The sequence below is a fragment of the Paraburkholderia sp. BL21I4N1 genome (assembly GCF_002973525.1).
Lineage (GTDB): Bacteria > Pseudomonadota > Gammaproteobacteria > Burkholderiales > Burkholderiaceae > Paraburkholderia.
Genome location: NZ_PVEN01000001.1, coordinates 1,145,968 through 1,165,986, shown reverse-complemented (window position 1 = coordinate 1,165,986; position 20,019 = coordinate 1,145,968). Strand labels below are relative to the sequence as shown.

19 protein-coding genes are annotated in these 20,019 nt (G+C 63.0%); 7 read left to right on the top strand and 12 right to left on the bottom strand.

What is annotated here, in order from left to right:
* The first annotated feature begins 12 nt into the window (after nt 1-12).
* Both B0G83_RS05115 and B0G83_RS05110 read left to right on the top strand, forming a co-directional pair.
* Nucleotides 13-1,539 (top strand): amidase, encoded by a 1,527-nt coding sequence (locus tag B0G83_RS05115; RefSeq protein WP_105506292.1) that lies wholly within the window; start codon nt 13-15, stop codon nt 1,537-1,539.
* Nucleotides 1,536-2,723, top strand: coding sequence for an acyl-CoA dehydrogenase family protein (locus tag B0G83_RS05110; RefSeq protein ID WP_105506291.1), 1,188 nt, complete (start codon nt 1,536-1,538; stop codon nt 2,721-2,723). Before B0G83_RS05115 ends, B0G83_RS05110 begins: the two co-directional genes overlap by 4 nt.
* 123 nt (nt 2,724-2,846) lie before the next feature.
* Here B0G83_RS05110 and B0G83_RS05105 read toward each other — a convergent pair whose 3' ends face one another.
* A complete protein-coding gene (locus B0G83_RS05105; protein ID WP_105506290.1) occupies nt 2,847-3,044 on the bottom strand; it encodes a hypothetical protein in 198 nt (65 codons plus the stop codon).
* A 159-nt stretch (nt 3,045-3,203) separates the two neighbouring features.
* Here B0G83_RS05105 and B0G83_RS05100 point away from each other — a divergent pair, with 159 nt between their 5' ends.
* Nucleotides 3,204-4,109 (top strand): LysR family transcriptional regulator, encoded by a 906-nt coding sequence (locus B0G83_RS05100; RefSeq protein ID WP_105506289.1) that lies wholly within the window; start codon nt 3,204-3,206, stop codon nt 4,107-4,109.
* Between the two features lie 30 nt (nt 4,110-4,139).
* On the opposite strand, the gene B0G83_RS05095 is transcribed toward B0G83_RS05100, so the two are convergent.
* The 7 genes from B0G83_RS05095 to B0G83_RS05065 all read right to left on the bottom strand — a co-directional run bounded on the left by B0G83_RS05095 (nt 4,140) and on the right by B0G83_RS05065 (nt 11,950).
* A complete protein-coding gene (locus B0G83_RS05095) occupies nt 4,140-4,982 on the bottom strand; it encodes a sterol desaturase family protein (RefSeq protein ID WP_105506288.1) in 843 nt (280 codons plus the stop codon).
* A 14-nt stretch (nt 4,983-4,996) separates the two neighbouring features.
* Nucleotides 4,997-5,632 carry a maleylacetoacetate isomerase gene (maiA, locus tag B0G83_RS05090; protein ID WP_105506287.1) on the bottom strand — a complete coding sequence of 212 codons (636 nt, stop codon included), beginning with the start codon at nt 5,630-5,632 and terminating at the stop codon, nt 4,997-4,999.
* Nucleotides 5,633-5,733: 101 nt separating this feature from the next.
* Nucleotides 5,734-6,984 carry a nitrate/nitrite transporter gene (locus tag B0G83_RS05085; protein ID WP_181156698.1) on the bottom strand — a complete coding sequence of 417 codons (1,251 nt, stop codon included), beginning with the start codon at nt 6,982-6,984 and terminating at the stop codon, nt 5,734-5,736.
* Between the two features lie 82 nt (nt 6,985-7,066).
* Nucleotides 7,067-7,729, bottom strand: a complete 663-nt coding sequence (locus tag B0G83_RS05080) for a cupin domain-containing protein (protein ID WP_105506286.1) — start codon at nt 7,727-7,729, stop codon at nt 7,067-7,069.
* Nucleotides 7,726-9,612, bottom strand: coding sequence for an FAD/NAD(P)-binding protein (locus B0G83_RS05075; RefSeq protein ID WP_105506285.1), 1,887 nt, complete (start codon nt 9,610-9,612; stop codon nt 7,726-7,728). The genes B0G83_RS05080 and B0G83_RS05075 overlap by 4 nt, the downstream gene beginning before the upstream one ends.
* Before the next feature lie 11 nt (nt 9,613-9,623).
* Nucleotides 9,624-10,520, bottom strand: coding sequence for an N-acyl homoserine lactonase family protein (locus B0G83_RS05070; protein WP_105506284.1), 897 nt, complete (start codon nt 10,518-10,520; stop codon nt 9,624-9,626).
* The gene (locus B0G83_RS05065; protein WP_258167701.1) at nt 10,517-11,950 is read right to left on the bottom strand and encodes a KamA family radical SAM protein; all 1,434 of its coding nucleotides are present in this window, start codon (nt 11,948-11,950) and stop codon (nt 10,517-10,519) included. The genes B0G83_RS05070 and B0G83_RS05065 overlap by 4 nt, the downstream gene beginning before the upstream one ends.
* Before the next feature lie 724 nt (nt 11,951-12,674).
* On the opposite strand from B0G83_RS05065, the gene B0G83_RS05060 reads away from it, so the two are divergent.
* From B0G83_RS05060 to B0G83_RS05045, 4 genes are read left to right on the top strand one after another with little or no spacing between them, the layout of a single operon-like run.
* Nucleotides 12,675-13,520 (top strand): transporter substrate-binding domain-containing protein, encoded by an 846-nt coding sequence (locus B0G83_RS05060; protein ID WP_105506283.1) that lies wholly within the window; start codon nt 12,675-12,677, stop codon nt 13,518-13,520.
* Nucleotides 13,517-14,278, top strand: coding sequence for an amino acid ABC transporter permease (locus B0G83_RS05055; protein WP_105506282.1), 762 nt, complete (start codon nt 13,517-13,519; stop codon nt 14,276-14,278). The genes B0G83_RS05060 and B0G83_RS05055 overlap by 4 nt, the downstream gene beginning before the upstream one ends.
* Nucleotides 14,268-15,071: an amino acid ABC transporter permease gene (locus tag B0G83_RS05050; RefSeq protein ID WP_105506281.1), complete on the top strand. Its 804-nt coding sequence runs from the start codon at nt 14,268-14,270 to the stop codon at nt 15,069-15,071. The genes B0G83_RS05055 and B0G83_RS05050 overlap by 11 nt, the downstream gene beginning before the upstream one ends.
* Nucleotides 15,058-15,903 carry an amino acid ABC transporter ATP-binding protein gene (locus tag B0G83_RS05045; protein WP_105506280.1) on the top strand — a complete coding sequence of 282 codons (846 nt, stop codon included), beginning with the start codon at nt 15,058-15,060 and terminating at the stop codon, nt 15,901-15,903. Before B0G83_RS05050 ends, B0G83_RS05045 begins: the two co-directional genes overlap by 14 nt.
* Nucleotides 15,904-16,005: 102 nt before the next feature.
* On the opposite strand, the gene B0G83_RS05040 is transcribed toward B0G83_RS05045, so the two are convergent.
* The 4 genes from B0G83_RS05040 to B0G83_RS05025 form a co-directional block, all read right to left on the bottom strand.
* A complete protein-coding gene (locus B0G83_RS05040) occupies nt 16,006-17,337 on the bottom strand; it encodes an LLM class flavin-dependent oxidoreductase (protein WP_105506279.1) in 1,332 nt (443 codons plus the stop codon).
* Nucleotides 17,334-18,707 (bottom strand): MmgE/PrpD family protein, encoded by a 1,374-nt coding sequence (locus B0G83_RS05035; RefSeq protein ID WP_105506278.1) that lies wholly within the window; start codon nt 18,705-18,707, stop codon nt 17,334-17,336. The genes B0G83_RS05040 and B0G83_RS05035 overlap by 4 nt, the downstream gene beginning before the upstream one ends.
* A 131-nt stretch (nt 18,708-18,838) precedes the next feature.
* Complete coding sequence (locus tag B0G83_RS05030; RefSeq protein ID WP_105506277.1) at nt 18,839-19,024, bottom strand: hypothetical protein; 186 nt, start codon at nt 19,022-19,024, stop codon at nt 18,839-18,841.
* 93 nt (nt 19,025-19,117) lie between these two features.
* Nucleotides 19,118-19,858 carry a helix-turn-helix domain-containing protein gene (locus B0G83_RS05025; protein WP_258167700.1) on the bottom strand — a complete coding sequence of 247 codons (741 nt, stop codon included), beginning with the start codon at nt 19,856-19,858 and terminating at the stop codon, nt 19,118-19,120.
* Nucleotides 19,859-20,019: the final 161 nt, after the last annotated feature.

Sequence of the window (20,019 nt, the reverse complement as noted above, 5' to 3'; positions counted from 1 at the left end):
CCGGACGCCATCATGACTGCCACCGCTACCACAGACTCCGCACAAGACCTGCTTGCTACGCTGAGCTTTGCAAGCGCCCGCGAGCAAGCCCAGGCGCTCGTCGACGGCCGCGTGTCCGCGCTCGATCTGCTCGAACAGACACTCGCGCGCATCGACCGTTTTGACGGTGCCGTGAACGCAATCGCCGTGCGCGACGACGAGGGTGCGCGCCGCGCCGCTCGCGAAGCCGACAGCGCACTCGCGCGCGGCGAACGCAAGGCGCTGCTTGGCGTGCCGGTCACCGTCAAGGAATCATTTGACGTGGCCCACCTCGTCACGAGCGGCGGCGATCCCCGGTACGCGGCCAATCGTGCCGAGCAAGACTCTCTGGCGGTCGCGGCACTGCGTGAGGCGGGCGCGGTGATCGTGGGCAAATCCAATGTTCCGCTCGCCAATGCCGACCTGGAGACCTATAACGACATCTATGGCGTGACCCGCAATCCGTGGGATCTGAAACGCTCGCCAGGCGGTTCGTCTGGCGGTTCAGCGGCGGCGCTGGCGGCCGGGTATGTCGCGCTGGAGCTGGGTTCGGATATCGGCGGGTCGATCCGCATTCCCGCGCATTTCACCGGCGTGTTCGGCCACAAACCGAGCTATGGGATCGTGTCGATGCGCGGCACCGGTGCGCCGGGCGGACGTATCGTCGATCGCGATTTGAGCGTGGCTGGACCACTTGCGCGCAGTGCCGGCGATCTCGAACTGGCGCTGGATCTACTCGTCAATCGCGAGCCGCTCGCCAGGAAGGCATGGCGGCTGACCCTGCCGCCCCCTCGGCAGACGCGCTTGCAGGATTTTCGCGTGCTCGTGCTCGAAGCGTGGCCCGGCACCGAAGCGAGCTTGTCCGAGCGATGGGCCGTCGAACGCGTGGTTGAACGGCTGCGCTCGCAAGGCACGCAGGTGAGCCGTATCGGCGATCTGCCGGCCGGACTGCTGCCGGACCTCGTAAGCTCGCATCCGCTGTTCCGCACGCTCTCCGGCGCGTCGCTCGCCGAACCGCCGCGGTTGAGCGCACGAGCGCAGCAACAATGGGCGGCGTTGCATCCGGACGATCGAAGCGCCGACGCCGCCCGTCTGCGTGCGCCGACCCTGTCCCATCGCGAGTGGATCAAGGCAGACGAACAGCGCTTCGCGCTGCGGCATGCATGGGAGAAACTTTTCGGCTCCTTCGACGTCGTCGTGACGCCGGTCGCGCCGACGCCAGCCTTCGAACACAACCACAGCCTGTCGAAAGACGAACGCGCCTATCCGGTTGCCTTTCAGGACGGGTTGCGTCAATTGCCGTTTTTCGAGCTGTTCTACTGGGCCGGCCTGCCGGTCTTGCCCGGACTTCCCGCAACGAGCTTTCCGCTCGGACTCGACGACGATGGCTTGCCGGTCAGTGCACAAGCCGTTGGCGCGTACCTTGAGGACCGCACGACGATCGCGTTCGCGCTCGCATTCGAGACTGCGTACGGCGGTTTTATCGCGCCGCCGGGTTACAGGGGAGCGAATGCGTCATGACAGCAAGGCAACCGCTTGTATCAACGCTCGTCGACGGCTGGATCGACCGTGCGGCCGCGCTCGGTCGTGACTTCGATCTACTCGCCGCGTATCACGATCGCACCGGCGCGGCACCAGCCGCGCAATTCGACGCGCTGCAAAAGGCCGATCTGCTCCGGCTGGTTGTCGCGCAGGCGGACGGCGGTCACGGTGCCGGTCTTGCGGCAGCCAGCGCAGTGGTGCGCGAGATTGCGTACGGCGACCCCTCGGTCGCGTTGATCCTGTCGATGCACTACAGCCAGCACGCCGGGATCGTCCGCTCGGAGCGTGAAGGCCTCGGCGAGTGGCCGGCTCACCTGGCGCGCCGACTGGCCCGCGAAGCGGCCACGGGGGCTGCGCTATTCAACGCGGCGCAGGTCGAACCAGGCCTCGGTTCGCCTTCGCACGGCGGCTTGCCGGACACGCTGGCACGGCGCGAAGGCGAATACTGGCGCATCTCGGGCCATAAGCTGTACGTGACCGGCTCACCGCTGCTGTCGTGGATCAGCGTACTGGCACGCACCGACGAAGCCGAACCGCGCCTCGGCCAGTTTCTGATTCCCCGCAGCGCGCCCGGCGTGCGGATCGTCGAAACATGGGACCCACTCGGCATGCGCGCCACCGTCAGTCACGACGTGGTTTTCACCGACGTCGCCGTGCCGCTGCCCGACGTAGTCGCGCTGAAGCCGGCATCGCTTGGCTTGCAGCGGCATCCGCACAGCACCGCGTGGTATTTCACGCTGGTCGGCTGCGTGTACGACGGTGCTGCGCGCGCCGCGCGCGACTGGCTGGTGCGGTTTCTGAATGAACGGCGGCCCGGCTCGCTCGGCGGTGCCTCGCTCGCGAGCCTGGCGACCGTGCAGCAAAGTGTCGGCGCAATCGAGGTACTGCTGCAAACGAACGACTGGCTGCTCAAGAGTTCGAGCGCGGCATTCGATGACGGCACCGCGCCGGATACGCTCGCGAGCACCGTCAAACAGGTGGTGGTCGATAACGCGATCAAGGCGGTCGATCTCGCACTCGAATTGACCGGCAATCACGGACTCGCGCGCGGCAATCCGCTTGAACGGCATCACCGGAACGTGTTGTGCAGTCAGATTCATGCACCGTCGAACAGTTTGCTGAGCGGCAATGCGGGGCGCGCGGTACTGCAAGCGCGGAAGTGAAAACGCGCTGCCGGGAAAAAGGCGCGTTCGCGCGGCGTCATGAAAAGCGGCGCATAAAAGCACAAGCGACACTAGAAACACGGCAACCGCAGAACCCCACTCGACCCACAAAACCATGCGGCATCAAAGCAGACGCAGCACCGCGCACACGGCCGCTGTGGTGCCGAGGATGACCAATGCCCCGCAACACAAACCTGTCAGATGCGCCATCAACGCCTGTTTCGAATCAAGCGGACCACCACCGCCGCCGTCGTTCGACGAATGCGGTGAATAAGGTGCACACGAAGCATCGTCATTGTGGGCATGGATGATGTCGGACATAGTGGCTCCTGGCGACTGGGCAATGCCGCAAGCGTGATGGCACAGCCGTTCGAGCACCGGCTTGCCCAATACCTCATATCGCGTTAGCGTGGCACGAATTGCAGCGTTGTTAAACAGGCCCGCACGAATTTCAGTGATGTCAAAAAAATATGGATCGCCATGAAAACACTCGACTTGGAAGCGGTACAGGCTTTCGTGCTGGTAGCCGACCTGCGCAGCTTCACGCGCGCGGCCGATACGCTGGACAGCACGCAGTCGGCGATCAGTCTGAAACTCAAACGACTCGAAGACCGGCTTGGCCACCGGCTGATCGAGCGCACGCCGCGCATGGTGCGTCTGTCGCCGAAGGGCGAAGTCTTCCTGCAGGCCGCGCGCAACCTGCTCGGCGCACACGATGACGCGCTAGGCGCGCTGACGCGCGAGCGCACCACACTGAAAGTGGGTATTAGCCATCACATTGTCGGCGGCGAATTGCCCGTGCTGTTGCGGCACATACACAGCGCCGATCCCGCCCTGCTGGTAGAGATGCGCGTGTCGAGCTCGCGGGAAATCGAAGCCGAGTTCGATCGAGGCGCGCTGGACGCAGCTTTGGTGCTGCGTCACGACGACAGCCGCCGCGACGGCGAAACGTTGCTCGAAGAGCCGTTCGGCTGGATGGCCACGCCTGACTGGACGCATCACGAAGGCGAGCCGCTGCGGCTCGCGACCCAGGCCCACCCGTGCCGCGTCCGGGCCATGGCCGTGGGCGTGCTCGACGAAGCCCGCGTACCGTGGGTGGAGGTATTCGTCGGCGGTGGCATTGCAACGATTGGCGCGGCCGCTCAAGCCGGCCTCGCGGTCGCCGCGCTCGCGCTGCGGGTCGCGCCGCGCGGCACCGTCGACGTCGGGCCGCGCCTCGGCTTGCCGCCGCTGCCCTCGCGTGAGGTCGTGCTGTATTCGTCGACTTCCGATCCCCAGGTGCGGGCCTCGTTGCGCACGCTGGTCAGCGCCTTCCGTTCCACGCCGGCCTGCGTGGCGCCACATGCGCCGCTGCATGCGCCCGGTAACCTGTCGCTGCATACATGAGCGGCAGTCGGAAAAACTGAACGCGGCCCACTACTTCTGGACGCTAGTCTCAAGCGGCGCGGGCGCGAATGCCGGGCTCAGCGCAGGCTTCTTCTCGAACACCGACGCCAGCATGCCGGCAATGGTCTGGCTGCCCGCGTCGTCGTAGCCCTTCACGCCCATTGGGGTGGCCGATCGCTCCGGCGCGTCGACCAGCGTGCCGAACAGGCGGTCCCACAGAATCAGGATCACACCGAACTGGCTATCCGAATACTTGCGGATTTTCGCGTGATGCACGAAATGCTGGCTCGGTGTGACGATGAAGCGCCCCAGCACCCGTTCGACCCGAGCCGGCAGCTTCAAATTGCTGTGGTGATACAGCTGTCCCGCCAGCGCGAGCGGCGCGTGGACGATCAGCGTGAGGGGATTGAGTCCGAGCAGCGGAATCAGGATGGCTCGCGGTGCCAGAATCGTGATCGCGGCGCCCGGATGATTGCGGATCGTGGTCGACGCTTCCATCACCGGATCGCTATGATGCAGCCTGTGAAAACGCCACAGCAACCGGAACGTGTGATCCGCGCGGTGTCGCCAGTAGTCGGCGAAATCGAGCAGCAGCATGCCGAGCGTCACCTGGAGCCACAGCGGTACGGCAATGCGGTTAAACAGACCCCAGTGGTGATGCTCCGTTGCATGAATCAGCCACACGATACCAAGACCGAGCACGGCGGTGGTCGCCACGTAGATTGCGCCGATCACCAGATTTTTCGCAGTATGCTGCCATCTGCGTGCGCCTTCGATGAGCGGCGCGAACGCCTCGATCGCGATCAGCAGCGGCAGGCCAATCAACATCACGGCGTAGCGCGGATTCGCCAAAGCAAGGTTGTACAGATGCATGATGATCTCCGATTCTATTTGCTATCCGGCTGGTTCTCGGGAAGGGCATGCTGGAAGGCCGGAACTTCCAGACATGTTTCGACGATCCTTGCGATCGTCGGATAAGCGTTGACGTCGATACCGACGCGGCGCGCGGTCAGCACTTGCGGTACGAGAAACAGATCGGCCACACCGGGCGCATCGCCGTGGCTGAAGCGGCCCGTGAAGCCGTCCTGCAGCCGTTGCTCGAACGCGCGCAGGCCCTCGGCGGCCCAATGCCGTTGCCATGCGAGTACCGCGTCGGAATCCAGCCCCAGCTGCTCGCCCAGGTAGCGTGCGACGCGCGCAGCGCCAAGCGGATGAATATCGGCAGCGATGCTTGAGGCGAGACTCGTCACGCGTGCGCGAGCGAGCGGTTCGGCCGGGAATAGCGGTGGCTCGGGATAGATCGTGTCGAGGTATTCGACAATCGCGAGCGATTGCGTCAATAACGCGCCGTCGATCTCCAGCGTCGGCAACAGCCCTTGCGGATTGAGCGCTAGATACGCGGGTTGGCGGTGCGCACGCTGTGCGATGTCGTACGAAACGGCTTCCACCGGGCGCTGCTTCAGGTTCAAGGCAATGCGCACGCGAAACGACGCGGACGAGCGGAAATAGCCATGCAGTTTCATGACGGTGATCCTCGTGAAATGAAACGGGTTGCTTGCCGTGCTATCCGGCGTGCGGTTCGCAGCGCTGTTCGCGCGGGGATATTGGCGTCAATCGGCGTGGGTTAGCGCTGAGATGAACGGCGCCGCCGTAACAGCCACGCGACGAAGCCCGGCAACTGCAACGCCACCGCCGCAGCAAACGCAGTCTGAAAAGCGACCACCGGGTAGTGGCGCGCGGCATCCGGCTGCCATACGCTGACTATGAAGCCAAAGCCGCTCTGCACGACGAATGCGCCGAAGAAGATCAGCAGGTTCAGACAGGTCGCCGCGCGTCCGGTCAGCGCGGGCGGCACGCTCTGCGCGACGATCGTGTACTCGAGTCCGGCAATCGTGCCGATCAACGTGAACGCCACGGTGATCACGGGAATCAGGGGCACGATGTTCAGCACCGCGAGGACCTGCACGGTGATGAACAGCCCCACGCCGATGCCCGCGACGTCGAGCGGCTTCATACCGAAGCGACGCCCCGCCCACTCTGTAATATTGCCGATCGACAGCGAGCCCACCACGATTGCGCCCATGCCGATGAACAGCAGCGTGGCCGCATGACGCTCGCTCAGACCGCCCACGTCTTGCAACCATTGCCCCATCCACAGACCCTGCAATCCGAACGCGACCGCATGTGCCGGCAGCAGCAGCGAAATAGTGCGGCGAAATGCCCGGTCGCGATACACTTCGAGCAACGACCGCAATGAAGGCCAACGCGTAATTCGATCCACGAGCGGTTCATGCGGCGTGACAAAGTAGATCACCAGCGCCGGCACGAGCGTGACACCCGCCAGCACGACGAACAGCGCGCGCCAGTTGAGATACTGCAGCGCGAGCTCGACCGGCAACGTTGCCGACATCGCGCCGAGCCCGCCGACCGCTAGCAGATAGCCGTGAATCGAAGGCAGCTTAGGGGTATCCACCCAGTACGAGAGTGCCTTGATCGATCCCATGAAACACGCGGACAGACCCAGACCGGTGAGAATGCGCGCAATGAACAGTGCGCCGAATCCATTGCCCGCTGCGAACAGAAGCGAACCGAGCGCGGCTACACCGAGCAGAACGAGTTGCACACGGCGCGGACCGTAACGGTCGAGCGCGAGGCCGACCGGCAACTGCGCAAGACCGAACGACACAAAATACGCACTCGACAGCAAACCGAGCTGCGCGGCGCTTAATTGCAACGATTCGACCAGATACGGCGCAAGCACCGCATTGATGGCGCGAAATACGAACGATACGTAGTGGCCGAACGCGAACGGCAGGAACACGGTCGCGTACAGCGCGGCCGTGCTGAAGCGGGCTTCGGTATTGGACGACTCCACGCGCAACTCCTCTATGATGAACGGGTGAGTAATCGGTGACGCCTGTCAACGCGACGAGCGCGTTGCATGAAGCGCTGTGAACTCAAGCCGCGCTATCGCAATCAGCCGCCTGGTACACATGCTCGAGCTCGCCGTCCGGCGACTCGCGCATTAGCGTGCCCAGCTCGGCCAGTTGCGGCAGATTCTGCAAGCCATACAGCACGAGCGGCGTGTGCTCGTCCGGGTTGGCGAGACGATGCGCGGACCACGGAGGCACATAAAATGAATCGCCGGGCGCAAGCCGAAATTCGGAACCGTCGTCGATATGCGCGCTGCCCTCTCCCGACACCACGACATAAAGATGCCAGAACGAATGACGATGCGAACGCGTGCCGCGTTGCGGCTCGACCACCTGCAGCGTCAGCGAAATGCCGGGGGCGGCTTCGGCGCGGACGGCGTGCGCGTCGGAGGCGAGGGCAACCGTGCCGCGTTCGCCGTGACCGGCACCAAGCCATGCCTGAGACACCACTTGCCAGGGCCAATGTGCGGGTTGCTGGCGGCTGCGGCTGGCTGCGGCGAGGTAGGCATCGAACGGCACGAGACGGCCGCTCAGGGGTGCGCCTGGGGATGTGATCCGGGCCGCGTCCAGAGGCTTGGCTGGCGGCGTTCCCGGCGCCCTGACCGGGGCTGGTGAATCAGACAACGCCCCGGGCTGAATGGCTTCGGCGTGGACATCGGCGTCGCCAACGGTTTCAACGCGACTCATACGGTCTCCTGGAAATCGTCGACTGGAATTGGGGCGTCGCTATCAGCGGAATACGTATGCTGCTCGTCGAGCGCGTCGAACAGTTGCAGCACGCAGCGCTCGGCGTCGGCGGTTTGCCGCGATGCGATTTGCGGACGCGGCAACGCATGCGTGTAAAAATGCGCGCCTTCGACAAGGAAGCCGATCGCCCATAGGCGCGGATGAGCACGTCCGTTAACGCCGATCGGCCGCGAGTGCACGTCGATGTCGATGCCGCCCGGGTGATAGTCGCCGTTGCGATACGGTCGGATCAGCCCGCGCCGCAGCAGATTCGCGGTCAGCGCCGAATCGTCGGTGAGGGGTGAAAAACTATCAAGCCGCGCGGCGATCAGCACGTCGGCGAAACGCTCCGTGGTGCCGTCCGTGTACGGCGTGTCGATGCGAAACTGGCTGCTTGCCGGATCGCCGCTCACCCGTGCACCCGGACCGCCCGCCAGATCGAGTAAGCCGGCCGCACGCAGCGCGAGGAATTCGACGTTGCGCCGCTTCGGCGGACCGAACGCGACACGATTGGTGATCGCGTTGAATTCCTCGACAAAAAAGCGCTGCGAATCAGGCAGCGAGCCGCCGAATTCGACCGCCGTGCGCAGTGCTTCCCGCGTATCGCGCAGCACGTCGGTGGCCGCTTTCACCGGGCTTGTCAGATTGCCTTTGAATGCGTGCGCGAGGTCGTCGTTGAACTGCTGGTCGAAGAACTGCTGGAATGCCGCCGCCGACGCGAAACGGCGGCCCTTCAGCGGCCACAGGATCGCGTCAATCGCCTGTCGCTCGTCGGGCGTGGCTTCGAACGTGGCCGGGTCGACAGTTTGCTGACGAGCAGCGCTGCGATAGGCATAAGCCATTTCCTTTACGATCAATGGCAAAACATCCGCGCGGAAATCGATCCGCGGATCGTTGCGCGCGCGTTTCGCCGCGTCGGCCAGCGCCCGCACCGCGGCCGGCGTGAAAAACTGCGCCTGATGCTTGCCGGTCAAACCTTTCTGATTCACGCCCCGCGCCGCGAACGGCAGGCAGTTGCGCGAAAACATCAGGATTCGCGGCTCCCTGCCCGACGCTTCATATTGCAGGCCGTTCGCCGTTTCGACATAGCGGCCGCCGCGGCCGAGCGTCAATTCGGAGATCACATCATGCGCGGTAAGGCCGAAGCCCTGCACGGCGACGGTGGCCTGAGCTGAGATGGTGGAGAGGCCCATCACCGGATACGGTGACGCGAAAAACCCCAGCTTCGGATTGCGCGCGACATGCCGCTCGACGAACACGCCGGCCCGCTGATCGTCGTCCGTCGGCTTGCGCCGGCCGTGGCCCGTAACGAGGAAAACGAAATCGGCGGGGTACACATAGCCGTTTTCGAGTCGCACCTGGAAACGGCGCCCGCGCTCCTCGACATCGAGCACACGGCTGCGGTGATGCGCGACCGTGATACGCTCCGGCAAAAGTTTCACCACCCGGTCATAAACCCATGCCAGGTATTCGCCCAGCAGACTGCGCGGCAGATGATCGAATTCGGTGATCGCCTCACCCGAACCGTCTTCAACGCGAAAATAGCGCTGGCCGAAGCGCCGGTAGCCCCGCTCAGCCGCCCATTCGACGAGCGACGGCCCGCCGCCGTCGCCACCTGCCACACTGTGCGGCGCGAACATCGTAATTTGCGACGCCACCGTATTGATCAGCAGGTGGTCAGGCTGACGCGACGGATGCGAGCCCTGCCCCGCTTCGCCCGCATCGATCACGTCGATATGCAGGCGTGCGTCGGCCGGTAATCGCTGCGCATGCTCAAGAATCCGTTCCAGCACGCTCAAGCCGCGCGGCCCCATTCCCACCAGCGTCACGTTCGTCAGTGTCATTGCGGTTCTCCTCAATGCGCCAGCGCGGTGGCGGCGTCGGTGCGTGCAAGTTCGGATGCGGGTGCGATGTCGGCCTTGTCGGCGGGCACCAGCGGCGCTTCGTGGATCGCCAGGATTTCCGGCTCGCCGGGCAACGCACGAAATGTCGCGCGCACCAGCGGATCGTGACCAGGCACGATGTGGTCGGGGCCGTCGGCGAGCCGCTCGATCAGCGCGTGCGCATCGAGCATGTGGCCCACGTCGACGACGATCGGAAACGGCCGTCGCGCGCGCAGGTTGTCCCAGTAATGCGCGGCGTCGCTCGCGAGCACCACATGTCCACGTTGCGTGGCCACGCGTACCACTTGCAATCCGGGCGTGTGCCCTCCCGCCTGATGCAGCGTGATGCCTGGAAACAACTCGCTGTCGCCTTGGACGAAATGCACACGGCCTTCGAACAACAGGAACACCGCTTGCGCGACGTCCTGCGACTCGAACGGTCCGCGCAGGGCGTGGTGGCACATGCAACGGCCCGTACAGAATGCAAGCTCGCTTTCCTGTATATGAAACCGTGCGCGCGGAAACGCATCGAGGTTGCCGGCGTGGTCGTAATGCATGTGCGTGATGATCACGTCGTCGATTTCGGCCGCGTCGATGCCGAGTCTGGCGAGCAGAGCGGCCGGCTCGCCGAAGTAGTCGCGGCCCCGCTTCACTGCCAGCGACGGCTTGAAGCCGGTATCCACCAGCACCGTGCGCTGCGCGTTGCGGATCACCCAGAAGTAGAAATCGAGCGGCATCGAACGATTGCCGTGCGGATCGTGGCCGAGGTAGTTCTCGGCGCTGCGACGTGCCGAATGGGTCGCATAGCGCACCGCGTAGACTTCATACACCGGCGTGCCGCCCGTGCTCCCGAGGACGTCGCGCGTCATTGCGCGGCCTCCAGCGCTTCGTCCTCATGCGTGCGGCGCGTGCCTGCCGCATGCACCGGAATAACGGTCTTGCCGGCGTGCGTGTTCCCCCCCTCCGTTTCGAAGAAAAATTTGCGCTCACCGAACGCCGGCACCAGTTCGTCGAGCCATGTCGCGTGTGGATCGAACTTCGCGTAGAACGGCCGCCGCACCCATTCAGGATTGCGCGCCTGCAGGAACTGCAACGCGAATACCTTCTCGCCGCCGATCGTCACAATGCCGTCGACCATCACCTTGCCCGGGAACGCGCTCATCGACGGCCCACGCACGGTCCGCGCGAGTCCCGACACCTGCCGATAGGCTTGCTGAAAAATCTCATAGGCGTCTGCGAGCGGCAGCTTAAAGTACTCACTGGGCCCCGTGTCGCGTTCGACGAACATGTAGTACGGCACCGCGCCCAGCCTCACGCCGAGCGTCCACAAGCGCGCCCATGCGCTCGGGTCGGTGTTGATGTGACGGATCAGCGGCGCCTGCATCCGCACAGTCGCACCCGTGCCGATGATGCGGCGCACCGCCGTTTGCGCGATCTCCGGCTCCAGCTCATTGGGATGGTTGTAGTGCCCCATGATTGCGAGATTGCGGCCGGACTTCACCACCGCCTCGAACACTTTTAGCAACTCATCCGAGTCCTTGTCGGTGACAAAACGTTGCGGCCAATAAGCGACCGACTTGGTGCCGATCCGGATGCTCTGGATGTGCGACAACTCAGGCACGAGGAGTGGAGTCAGATACTCCGACAGCGAGCGCGCGTTCATCACCAGCGGGTCACCCCCGGTAATGAGCACGTCGGTGACGTCTTTATGACGCTTCAGGTATTCGACCAGTTGAGTGGTCTCACGGGCGTCGAATTTGAAGTCGTCCATGCCAACGAATTGCGGCCAGCGGAAGCAGAATGTGCAATACGCGTGGCATGACTGGCCGGCACTTGGGAAAAACAAGACAGTTTCACGATATTTATGCTGCATACCTTGCAACGGCACACCGTCCAGATAGGGCACATTATGAGTAAGCTGGCCTGCCGGATGGGGATTCATGCGTAAGCGAATTGTACGGATAAGTTGGTCGATTTCATCTTCCGGCCTGCCCGATTTAATCAAATCCTTCAGACTTTCATACTCCTCTTCACGCAGCATTTCTTTATGCGGGAAAGTCAACCGGTAGATTGGATCGTCAGGCACTCGATCCCAATCGATCAATTCGCTCAATACATATTGATTAACCCGAAAGGGCAGCACGCGTGCCACCACGTCGACCGCCTCCTGCTGCTCCGCTGTAAGCTTCGACCATTCCCGCGTCTGCCGTATTGTTTGTCGCGTGAAAGGCTTGAAACGGCTTGGAGCGTCGTTTTGCATAATATGTCCTCGGAAATTAATTTTCACTTTTTCAGCCATATCGCTAAAACGGGGTATAAAACCCCGAACAGCTTAATCTGAAGCTGCACGAAATTCATTCCCGGCCACAGACATTTCCTCGCGACCCAGAAACGTTTATCAGTGATTCGATGCGACTTTAACGGTCACCTTTTGATTTAGCCAGCATGAAATTTGAATTTCTGAAATCAATCTTCACTATGCCTGATTCACGATAAGCAAATTCCGCCCCGCGGGTTTTAACAGGCAAGCGCCTTGCACAATTAATAATATGGCCTTCAGTTCCGCTTTTTACAGCGGCGTGATTGCGCGGTGCTGGGTGGAAGCATCGGGACTTGTCAAATTATTGGGTCGGATGAGTTAGCGTGACGCAGAACTCGAAATCGCCGCGTCAAATCCTCCGTTTCCCGGCTGCAATTTCAGGCCGAGGACCTCAAGGGCATTCGGATCCCTGCTCGCTTCCTCAGGCGTTACGGCGTCACCGGGTTGCGCGACGGCGCCCTTGTAGAGCCGCCGGCTCAAGACCTTGCCAGGAGCCATTCAGCTACTGGATTACCTGGTAACGTCACTGCGCGAAGAGAGGTAGGCGTGCGTTATCAATCCGCCATCGAAGATCATTCGACGTTGCGACGTCGGCGTCGTCTGCCCAAATGCACGAATCAGATAACGGTATGAGAATTGATTGGTTCTATCCGGGAGCCCACATGCCGAGAATAAGCGATCCAGAAATTCGCCCCATTCCGTCATGTTCAACGTACCGTCCCGCCGCATCCTCCGCCATGCCTTGACCGCACTCGGCGTGCTCGTCGCCTTCGGCGCCACGGCGGCACACGCCGACGCGACGCTCGACCGGATTCATCAGCGTCACAAGATCGTGATCGGCGTGATCCTGTCGGGACCGCCGTTCGGTTCGCTCGACCCCGCGACGCAAAAGCCGGTGGGTTTCAACATCGACCTCGCCGAAAATGTCGCCAGGCAACTCGGTGTCGACGTGGAATTGACGCCGGTGCAGCCGTCGAATCGTGTGCAATTCCTGCAGCAAGGCAAGGTCGACGCGTTGATCGCCAACATGGAAGTCACGAAGGAGCGCGCGGAGATTTTCTCGTATCCGCCGACGCCGTTCGAGGAGATCGGCGGTGCGCTGATCACGCGCAAAGATAGCGGTATCAAGACCTGGGCCGATCTGCGCGGCAAATCCGTGTGCGTTTCGCAGGGCAGCAACTATACGAAACCGCTCGCCGAACAGTACGGCGCCCAGGTGAAAGCCTTCCGCGGCCAGCCGGAATCCTTGCTCGCGCTGCGCGGCAATAACTGCGTCGCCGCCGTGCATGTGGCGCCGACGTTGCGCCTGCTAGTCGCGCGCAATCCGGACTGGAAGGACTACACGATCCCCGTCTCGAATGACCTGATTCCTTCGCCGTCCGTGATCTGGGTGCGCAAGGGCGAAACCGATACGCAGCAGGCACTCGAAAAAATCGTCCAGAACTGGCATCGCAGCGGCTGGCTGATCGACGTCGAACGAAAGAATGCGATGCAGCCTTCGCAAGCTGTTCTCGATCTGCACACGAAATACAAGGCGCAACCGGCATGAGTTCGCTGCTTGCCGGACTCGCGCCGGCCGCGGCCGCGCTCGTCGATGCACTCGGCAAGATTGGGCTGAACTATCGTTTCGTGCTCGAAGCGGACGAACTGGCGTCGTTCCTGCACGGCATGCTGGTTACGCTCGAACTGTCGTTTGTCACGGCAGTGGGCAGTCTGGCCGCCGGTGTCGTACTGGCGGCCATGCTGAGCTCGCCACGCGCCGCGCTGGCGCGTCCGGCGCGCGTGTTCATCGAGATCACCCGTAACACACCGACACTCGTGCAGCTCTTCTGCGCGTTTCTGGTAATCAACATGCTGCTCAGCGAGGCACTGCGCGGATTAGGCGGCAATCCGTTGACGCCGTTCATCTGGAGCGCGATCGTGATCTCGTTGCACAAGGGCGCGTTTCACGCGGAAGCGTTGCGTGCGGGAATCGAAGCCGTGCCACACGCCACCCTCGAAGCGGCGCAATCGCTCGGTTATAGCCGCCGTCAACGCCTGTGGGAAGTGCAGTTGCCGCTCGCGGTGCGCTTCGCCTTGCCCGCGCTCGTCAACAACATGGTCGACCTCGTCAAGATGACCACGGTCGCCTCGGCGATCGCCGTCGGCGACGTGACCTATGCGTCGATCATGATCTGGACGCAGCGCGACAACGTGCTCGAACTGATGATCCTGATCCTGCTGTTCTTCGGCGCGCTGACCTTCGCGATCAATCACGCAGGACGCTGGCTCGAAGCGCGTTTGAGGATGCCCGGCTATGGCCACTGACACGCTCGCCCCAGCCGCGCGCGACGAGCGGCGTCGCCCTGCCACGCTGCTCGCCGTCGTGGCCGTTGCCGCGCTGCTCGCGCTCGCCGAGCATGAGGTGGTGGCGGGCCGTTTTCATACGGCCCTGGCCGCGCTCGTCACATGGACGCCGGCACTCGTCGAATCGCTGTGGGTCAACGTCGAAATCAGCCTGATTGCGATCGCGCTCGGCACGCTGGCCGGTCTCGTGCTCGGCGTGTTGCTGGTGTCGCCGCTGTGGCCCGTGCGGGTCGTCACGCGCGCCTATGTGCAGGTGTTCCGCAACGCCCCGCTGCTCGTGCTGATCTATTTTTCCACCTACGTGTTCCCGTTCGAAATCGACATCGGCCATGTTTCGCTGCCCTTTCCCGACTGGATCAAGGTCACGCTTGGTCTCGCGCTGCCCGCGAGCGCCAACTTCGCGGAGATCTTCCGCGGCGCTATCCAGTCGATTCCGCACGCGCAATGGGACGCCGCGCGCTCGCTCGCGTTCAGCCGCACGCAGATATTCCGCTGGATCATTCTGCCGCAGTGCGTGCGACGCATGCTGCCACCGTGGATGAACCTTTACGCCAGCATCACGATGGCCACCGCGCTCGCGTCGCTGGTCGGCGTGCACGATCTGCTAGACACCGCGCAGGTGGCCAGCAATACGGTGGCGCGCGCGGATTTCACGGTCGTGGTCTATTTCACCGTGCTCGGGTTGTTCTTCGTTTACTGCTACCCGATTGCGCGTCTTACCCGTTTCATCGAAAAACGCCATGCCTTCAGCTGACAGCCTGCTCGCCGCTCCTTCCGCCCCGCGCCCGCTAGTGCGTTTGCGTGACGTGCACCTTGCGTTCGGTGCGAACCCCGTGCTCAGGGGCATCGATCTCGACGTGTTGCGCGGCCAGGCGGTGTCGATCATCGGGCCGTCCGGGTCGGGCAAGTCGACCATTCTTCGTTGCATCACGGGGCTGCTGAAGCCGCAGCAAGGCGAGATTGAAGTGGACGGTACGCGGGTCGACCAGCTCGCATCCGAACGCGCGGAAATCGAACTGCGCAAGCGGGTTGGCTTCGTGTTTCAGCAGTACAACCTGTTTCCGCATCTGAGCGTGCTCGACAATCTGATCGTGGCGCCCGTGCGTATTCTCGGCCGCGATAAAGCCGCCGCGAAACGCACCGCTTACGATCTGCTGGAGAAAGTACGGCTCGCGCACAAGGCCCACGCGTATCCGGGCGAGTTGTCCGGCGGTCAGCAGCAGCGTGTCGCGATCGCTCGCGCGCTGGCGATGGAACCGGATTTGATCCTGTTCGACGAAGTGACGTCGGCGCTCGATCCCGAGACAGTCGGCGAAGTACTGACCGTGATCCGCGATCTCGTCAGGGATGGCATGACCTGCGTGCTCGTCACGCATGAAATGCGTTTCGCGGAAGAAGTCAGCGACGTGGTGTATTTTACCGAGGCCGGCGTGGTGGTCGAGCACGGCACTGCGGCGCAGGTGTTTCGCGCGCCGGTGAATCCGCGGACGCAGGCGTTTCTTGCACCTACGACGGTTGCGGACGTGCCGCGTGAGGCGCCGGTGCGGATGCCGTTGAAACTGGATTTGAGTCGCTTCGCGATCTGAGGGCGGTTGGCTCGAGGTAGAGTCGCGCCGATAGAGAATGTGATTCGACGTAAAAAGACGCGGCGCATGGAGGCCCACGCGCCGCGTCTTTTGTTCGCTTTCTCAACCCGCCGCGTACCGGCTTTCGGGTCTTTGCAAGCCGAGATGATCGCGCAACGTCGTCCCGCTGTACTCGGTGCGAAACAGTCCACGCCGTTGCAACTCAGGCACGACGAGTTCGACGAAGTCGTCGAGACCGCCCGGGAAGTACGGCGGCATGATGTTGAAACCGTCGGCGGCTTCGCCGGTAAACCACTCTTCGAGCGCGTCGGCAACCTGCACAGGCGTGCCCCACACGATCCGATGCCCACGCGCACCGGCAACCAGGTAATACAGCTCGCGCAACGTGAGGTTCTCGCGGCGAGCCAGATCGGTCAGCAATTTGGCCCGGCTTTTCAATTGGTCCGATTCGGGCAGTTCAGGCAGCGGACCATCGAGCGGATACTTCGACACGTCGTGACCGAGCCGGTCCGACAGCAACGACAACGCGCCCGTCGTATCGGTCCATTGCTGCAATTGCGCGTACTTGTCTTTCGCTTCCTGCTCGGTTCGGCCGATCACCGGAAATACGCCGGGCATCACGTGCAGTTGCGCGCCCTCGCGGCCGAACTTCGGCAGACGGCCTTTGAGATCGCGATAGAACGTCTGCGCTTCGTCGAGCGTTTGTTGCGCAGTGAAGACCACCTCGGCGGTCCGTGCGGCCAGATCCTGCCCTGGCCCCGATGAGCCGGCCTGAATGACCACCGGATGCCCCTGCGGCGGCCGCGACGCATTCAGGGGACCTTTGACCGAGAAGAAACGCCCCTCATGGTTCAGCGAGTGGACTTTCGCCGGATCGTAGTAAACGCCGCTGGCCTTGTCCCTGACGAGCGCGTCGTCGTCCCAGCTATCCCACAGGCCTTTGACCACATCGACGAATTCACCCGCCATGTCGTAACGCAGCGCGTGCTCCGGATGATTGCCGCGCGTGAAATTCGCCGCCGTGCGATCGTACGAAGTCGTGACAACGTTCCACGCCGCGCGACCACCGCTCAGATGATCGAGCGACGCGAACGCGCGCGCCACATGATATGGCTCGCTGTAAGTGGTCGACGCGGTGGCCGCGAGGCCAATGTGACGCGTGCCCATCGCGAGCGCCGACAGCAGGCATAACGGCTCGATGCGCATCGCCATCGACGGATGCGCATCGGGTCCGCTCGTCAGGCCGTCGGCAAGAAACACCATGTCGAATTTGGCTCGCTCGGCGGTCTGTGTGATGCGTTGCATCAGTGCGAGATTTTCGCTGCCCGCCTGCGCGTCGGGATGACGCCAGCCGGCGACATGATGCCCGGCGCCCTGAATAAAGAGCCCAAGCCGCATCTGGCGGCGGGCGGCGTTGCTGTTGGTCGTGGTCATACGCGATTGGCTGCGAAAGCTTTGAAGAGAGTGGCGAGATCGGCTGCGGAATGCATCGTGTCGATCAAGGCGGGAACGAAGGCGAGCGCGTCGGCATGCCCCGTGGCGTCGGCGAATTTCGCGGGGAGATCTTCCGCGCTGTGAAGACGATCGGCCTTGTGGCTCATCACCGTCCCGTTGCGCAAGGCGATTTCAACGGTCGAAAACCGTGTCGTGGGATCGGTCGACGCGCGCTCGGCGGTGTCGTCGTGACGGCGCTTCACACGGGTGGCCAGCGCCAGCAGATCGTCGCGCACCGGCACGTCGGCGAACGTCGCGACGCCCGGCGAGCCGTCCGTCAGCGCGGCGGCGACCGCGTATTCGACGCTGAACCGCGCTTCCAGACCGGTCGCAGGTAGATGATTCGACAGCGGCGTGTCGCCACCCGGCGGAAAGGTCACGGTCACGCGTTCGATGTCGTGCGACGTGAGCTTGTGCGTTTCACGCAAGCTCAGCGCGGCATGCACCGCATAGTGAGTGGCGGTACAACACGGCCACGGTTTGAAATAGAGCCCCGGGCTCGCGATTTGCCACGGCGCACCCCAGCCATCGAGTACGCGTTCCGGCTGCGCGGCGCCGCCGCTGAACACCGCGAAAAAACCGATCGGCCCGTCAAGCGCATCCGCAACGCCATGCAAACCCGCAGCGGTCAACTCCGCCGCGAACACGCCGGCTCGCGCCGCGAGACCCGCGTGCAGCGGCTTCGCCTCGCTGCCGAACTGCACGCGCAGTCCGGCCGCCTGAGTGGCCGCCAGACCCAGCGCGTTGTCGACGGCCTGCGCGTCGAACTTCAGCAGAAACGAGACGGCAGCAGCCGCACCCAAAGCGCCGAGCGTCGCGGTGTTATGGAAGCCCTGCTCATAGTGACGGCTGCCGAGCGCCAGCCCGAGACGCGCCATCGTTTCGACGCCGACCACGTAAGCGTCGAGCAGTTCGAGCGCGCTGCTGCCCTGCTCCTGCGCCACCGCGAACAGCGCGGGCAGCAGCACCGTCGAAGGGTGGCCGCGCACGCTACTATGTACGTCGTCGTAATCGAGCGCATGGCCCGCGTAGCCGTTGAGCAACGCGGCCTGTTGCGCCGACGCCTGCGCCGCGCTGCCAATCACCGCCGCCGCGCCGCGCGAATCCGTGCCGTTGACGGCCAGCAATTTACGGTAGGCCGCATCGTCGGCACCGGCGAACGCGGCGGCAAGAAAGTCGAGAAGGCCACGCCGTGCCGCGGCGATCGCGGTCGGGTCGGACGATGGAACCGCGTGGGCGATCGCGGCGGCCAGTTGCCGGGTGATGCCCGCAGTTGGCGCCGTGTGAATGGATACGGGGAGGCGTGACATATCGAAAGAGAGGCTAAAGTCGTGGAAAAACGTCGGGCGGGCGTGTGCGTGCGTCAAAGCGCCAATCGTCGAATGCTAACGAAGCCGACGATCACGACCAAACAAGATTTCCCGCTTTCGATATCGCGGATTCAGCGTTGCTGCAGCAGAGGCTCCGCCCCAGCGGATAAAAACAGCGACGCGCGCCATTCGATGCTTCTGTGTAGCGTGGCGTCGGGCGGCGACGCGCGATCGTCCAGGGCCGTATGCGCGATCAGACGCGCAATGCCGCCCGTCGAGTCGCACATCTTGAGCAGCAGGAATTCGTCGAGCGTCATGTTGGGACAGCAGTACCTATGCCACGGCAGCTACGAAACGGTTTGACGCTGGTGCGATACATTCGGCGAGGGCTTTGCGCGCCGGTCGACACGCTATTCGCGTGCAGCCTGCGACTGGCTGCGCGCTAGCGCGGTAAAGTAACGGCCCGGCGGATGTCCGAGCGCTTTCTTGAACATGGTGATAAAAGCCGTCACCGATTCATAGCCAAGTTCGTCGGATACGCGTTGAACAGACGCGCCGCCGGCGAGTTCACGCACGGCGACCAACAATTGCAACTGCTGTCGCCATCGGCCAAAAGTCAGCCCTGTTTCATTAACGACGAGTCTTGCCAGCGAACGCTCGCTCATTGCCAGACGCTTGCCCCATTGCGAAATGGTGCTGCGGTCGCCGGGGTTGGCGTTCAACGCGTCGGCGATCTGACGGATTTTCGGATGATCGGTAAAGGGCAAATAGAGGCGTTCGACCGGCATCAAACTCAACTCGCGCAATAACACACGTGCAAGCTGGTCGATATGTCCGCCCTTCTCATAGTCAAGCGGCGCCGCTGCCAGATAAAGAATGATCTCGCGCACCATGGGTGAAATGGACAGCGTGCAGCAATCTTTGGGCAAATCGACAATACCCGGCTCGGCGAACAGATAACAAAGCTGCGCGTTGGGCGTGGCACGGTTGCTATGCGGCATGTCGCCGGGAATCCAGACCCCGCATTGCGGCGGCACGATCCACAACGCACCCGCGACCTGGCAGGTTACGGCGCCGTGTAACGCCAGTACCAATTGCCCCTTTCGATGCTTGTGAACCGGAATTTCCTCGACATGCTCGTCGAGTTGCATGCGAAGCGACACTGCTGGGCGATCGATTTTATCGGGATCGTCAAGATCGGGAAGGCTAAGGTAACGATCCATATCTAGCTTTTTTCAGCGACATGCTGCCATTGTAGCGACATCCACACGAAAAATAACCCGGCGTTTTACCGTTAGGCAAACCGTCGATT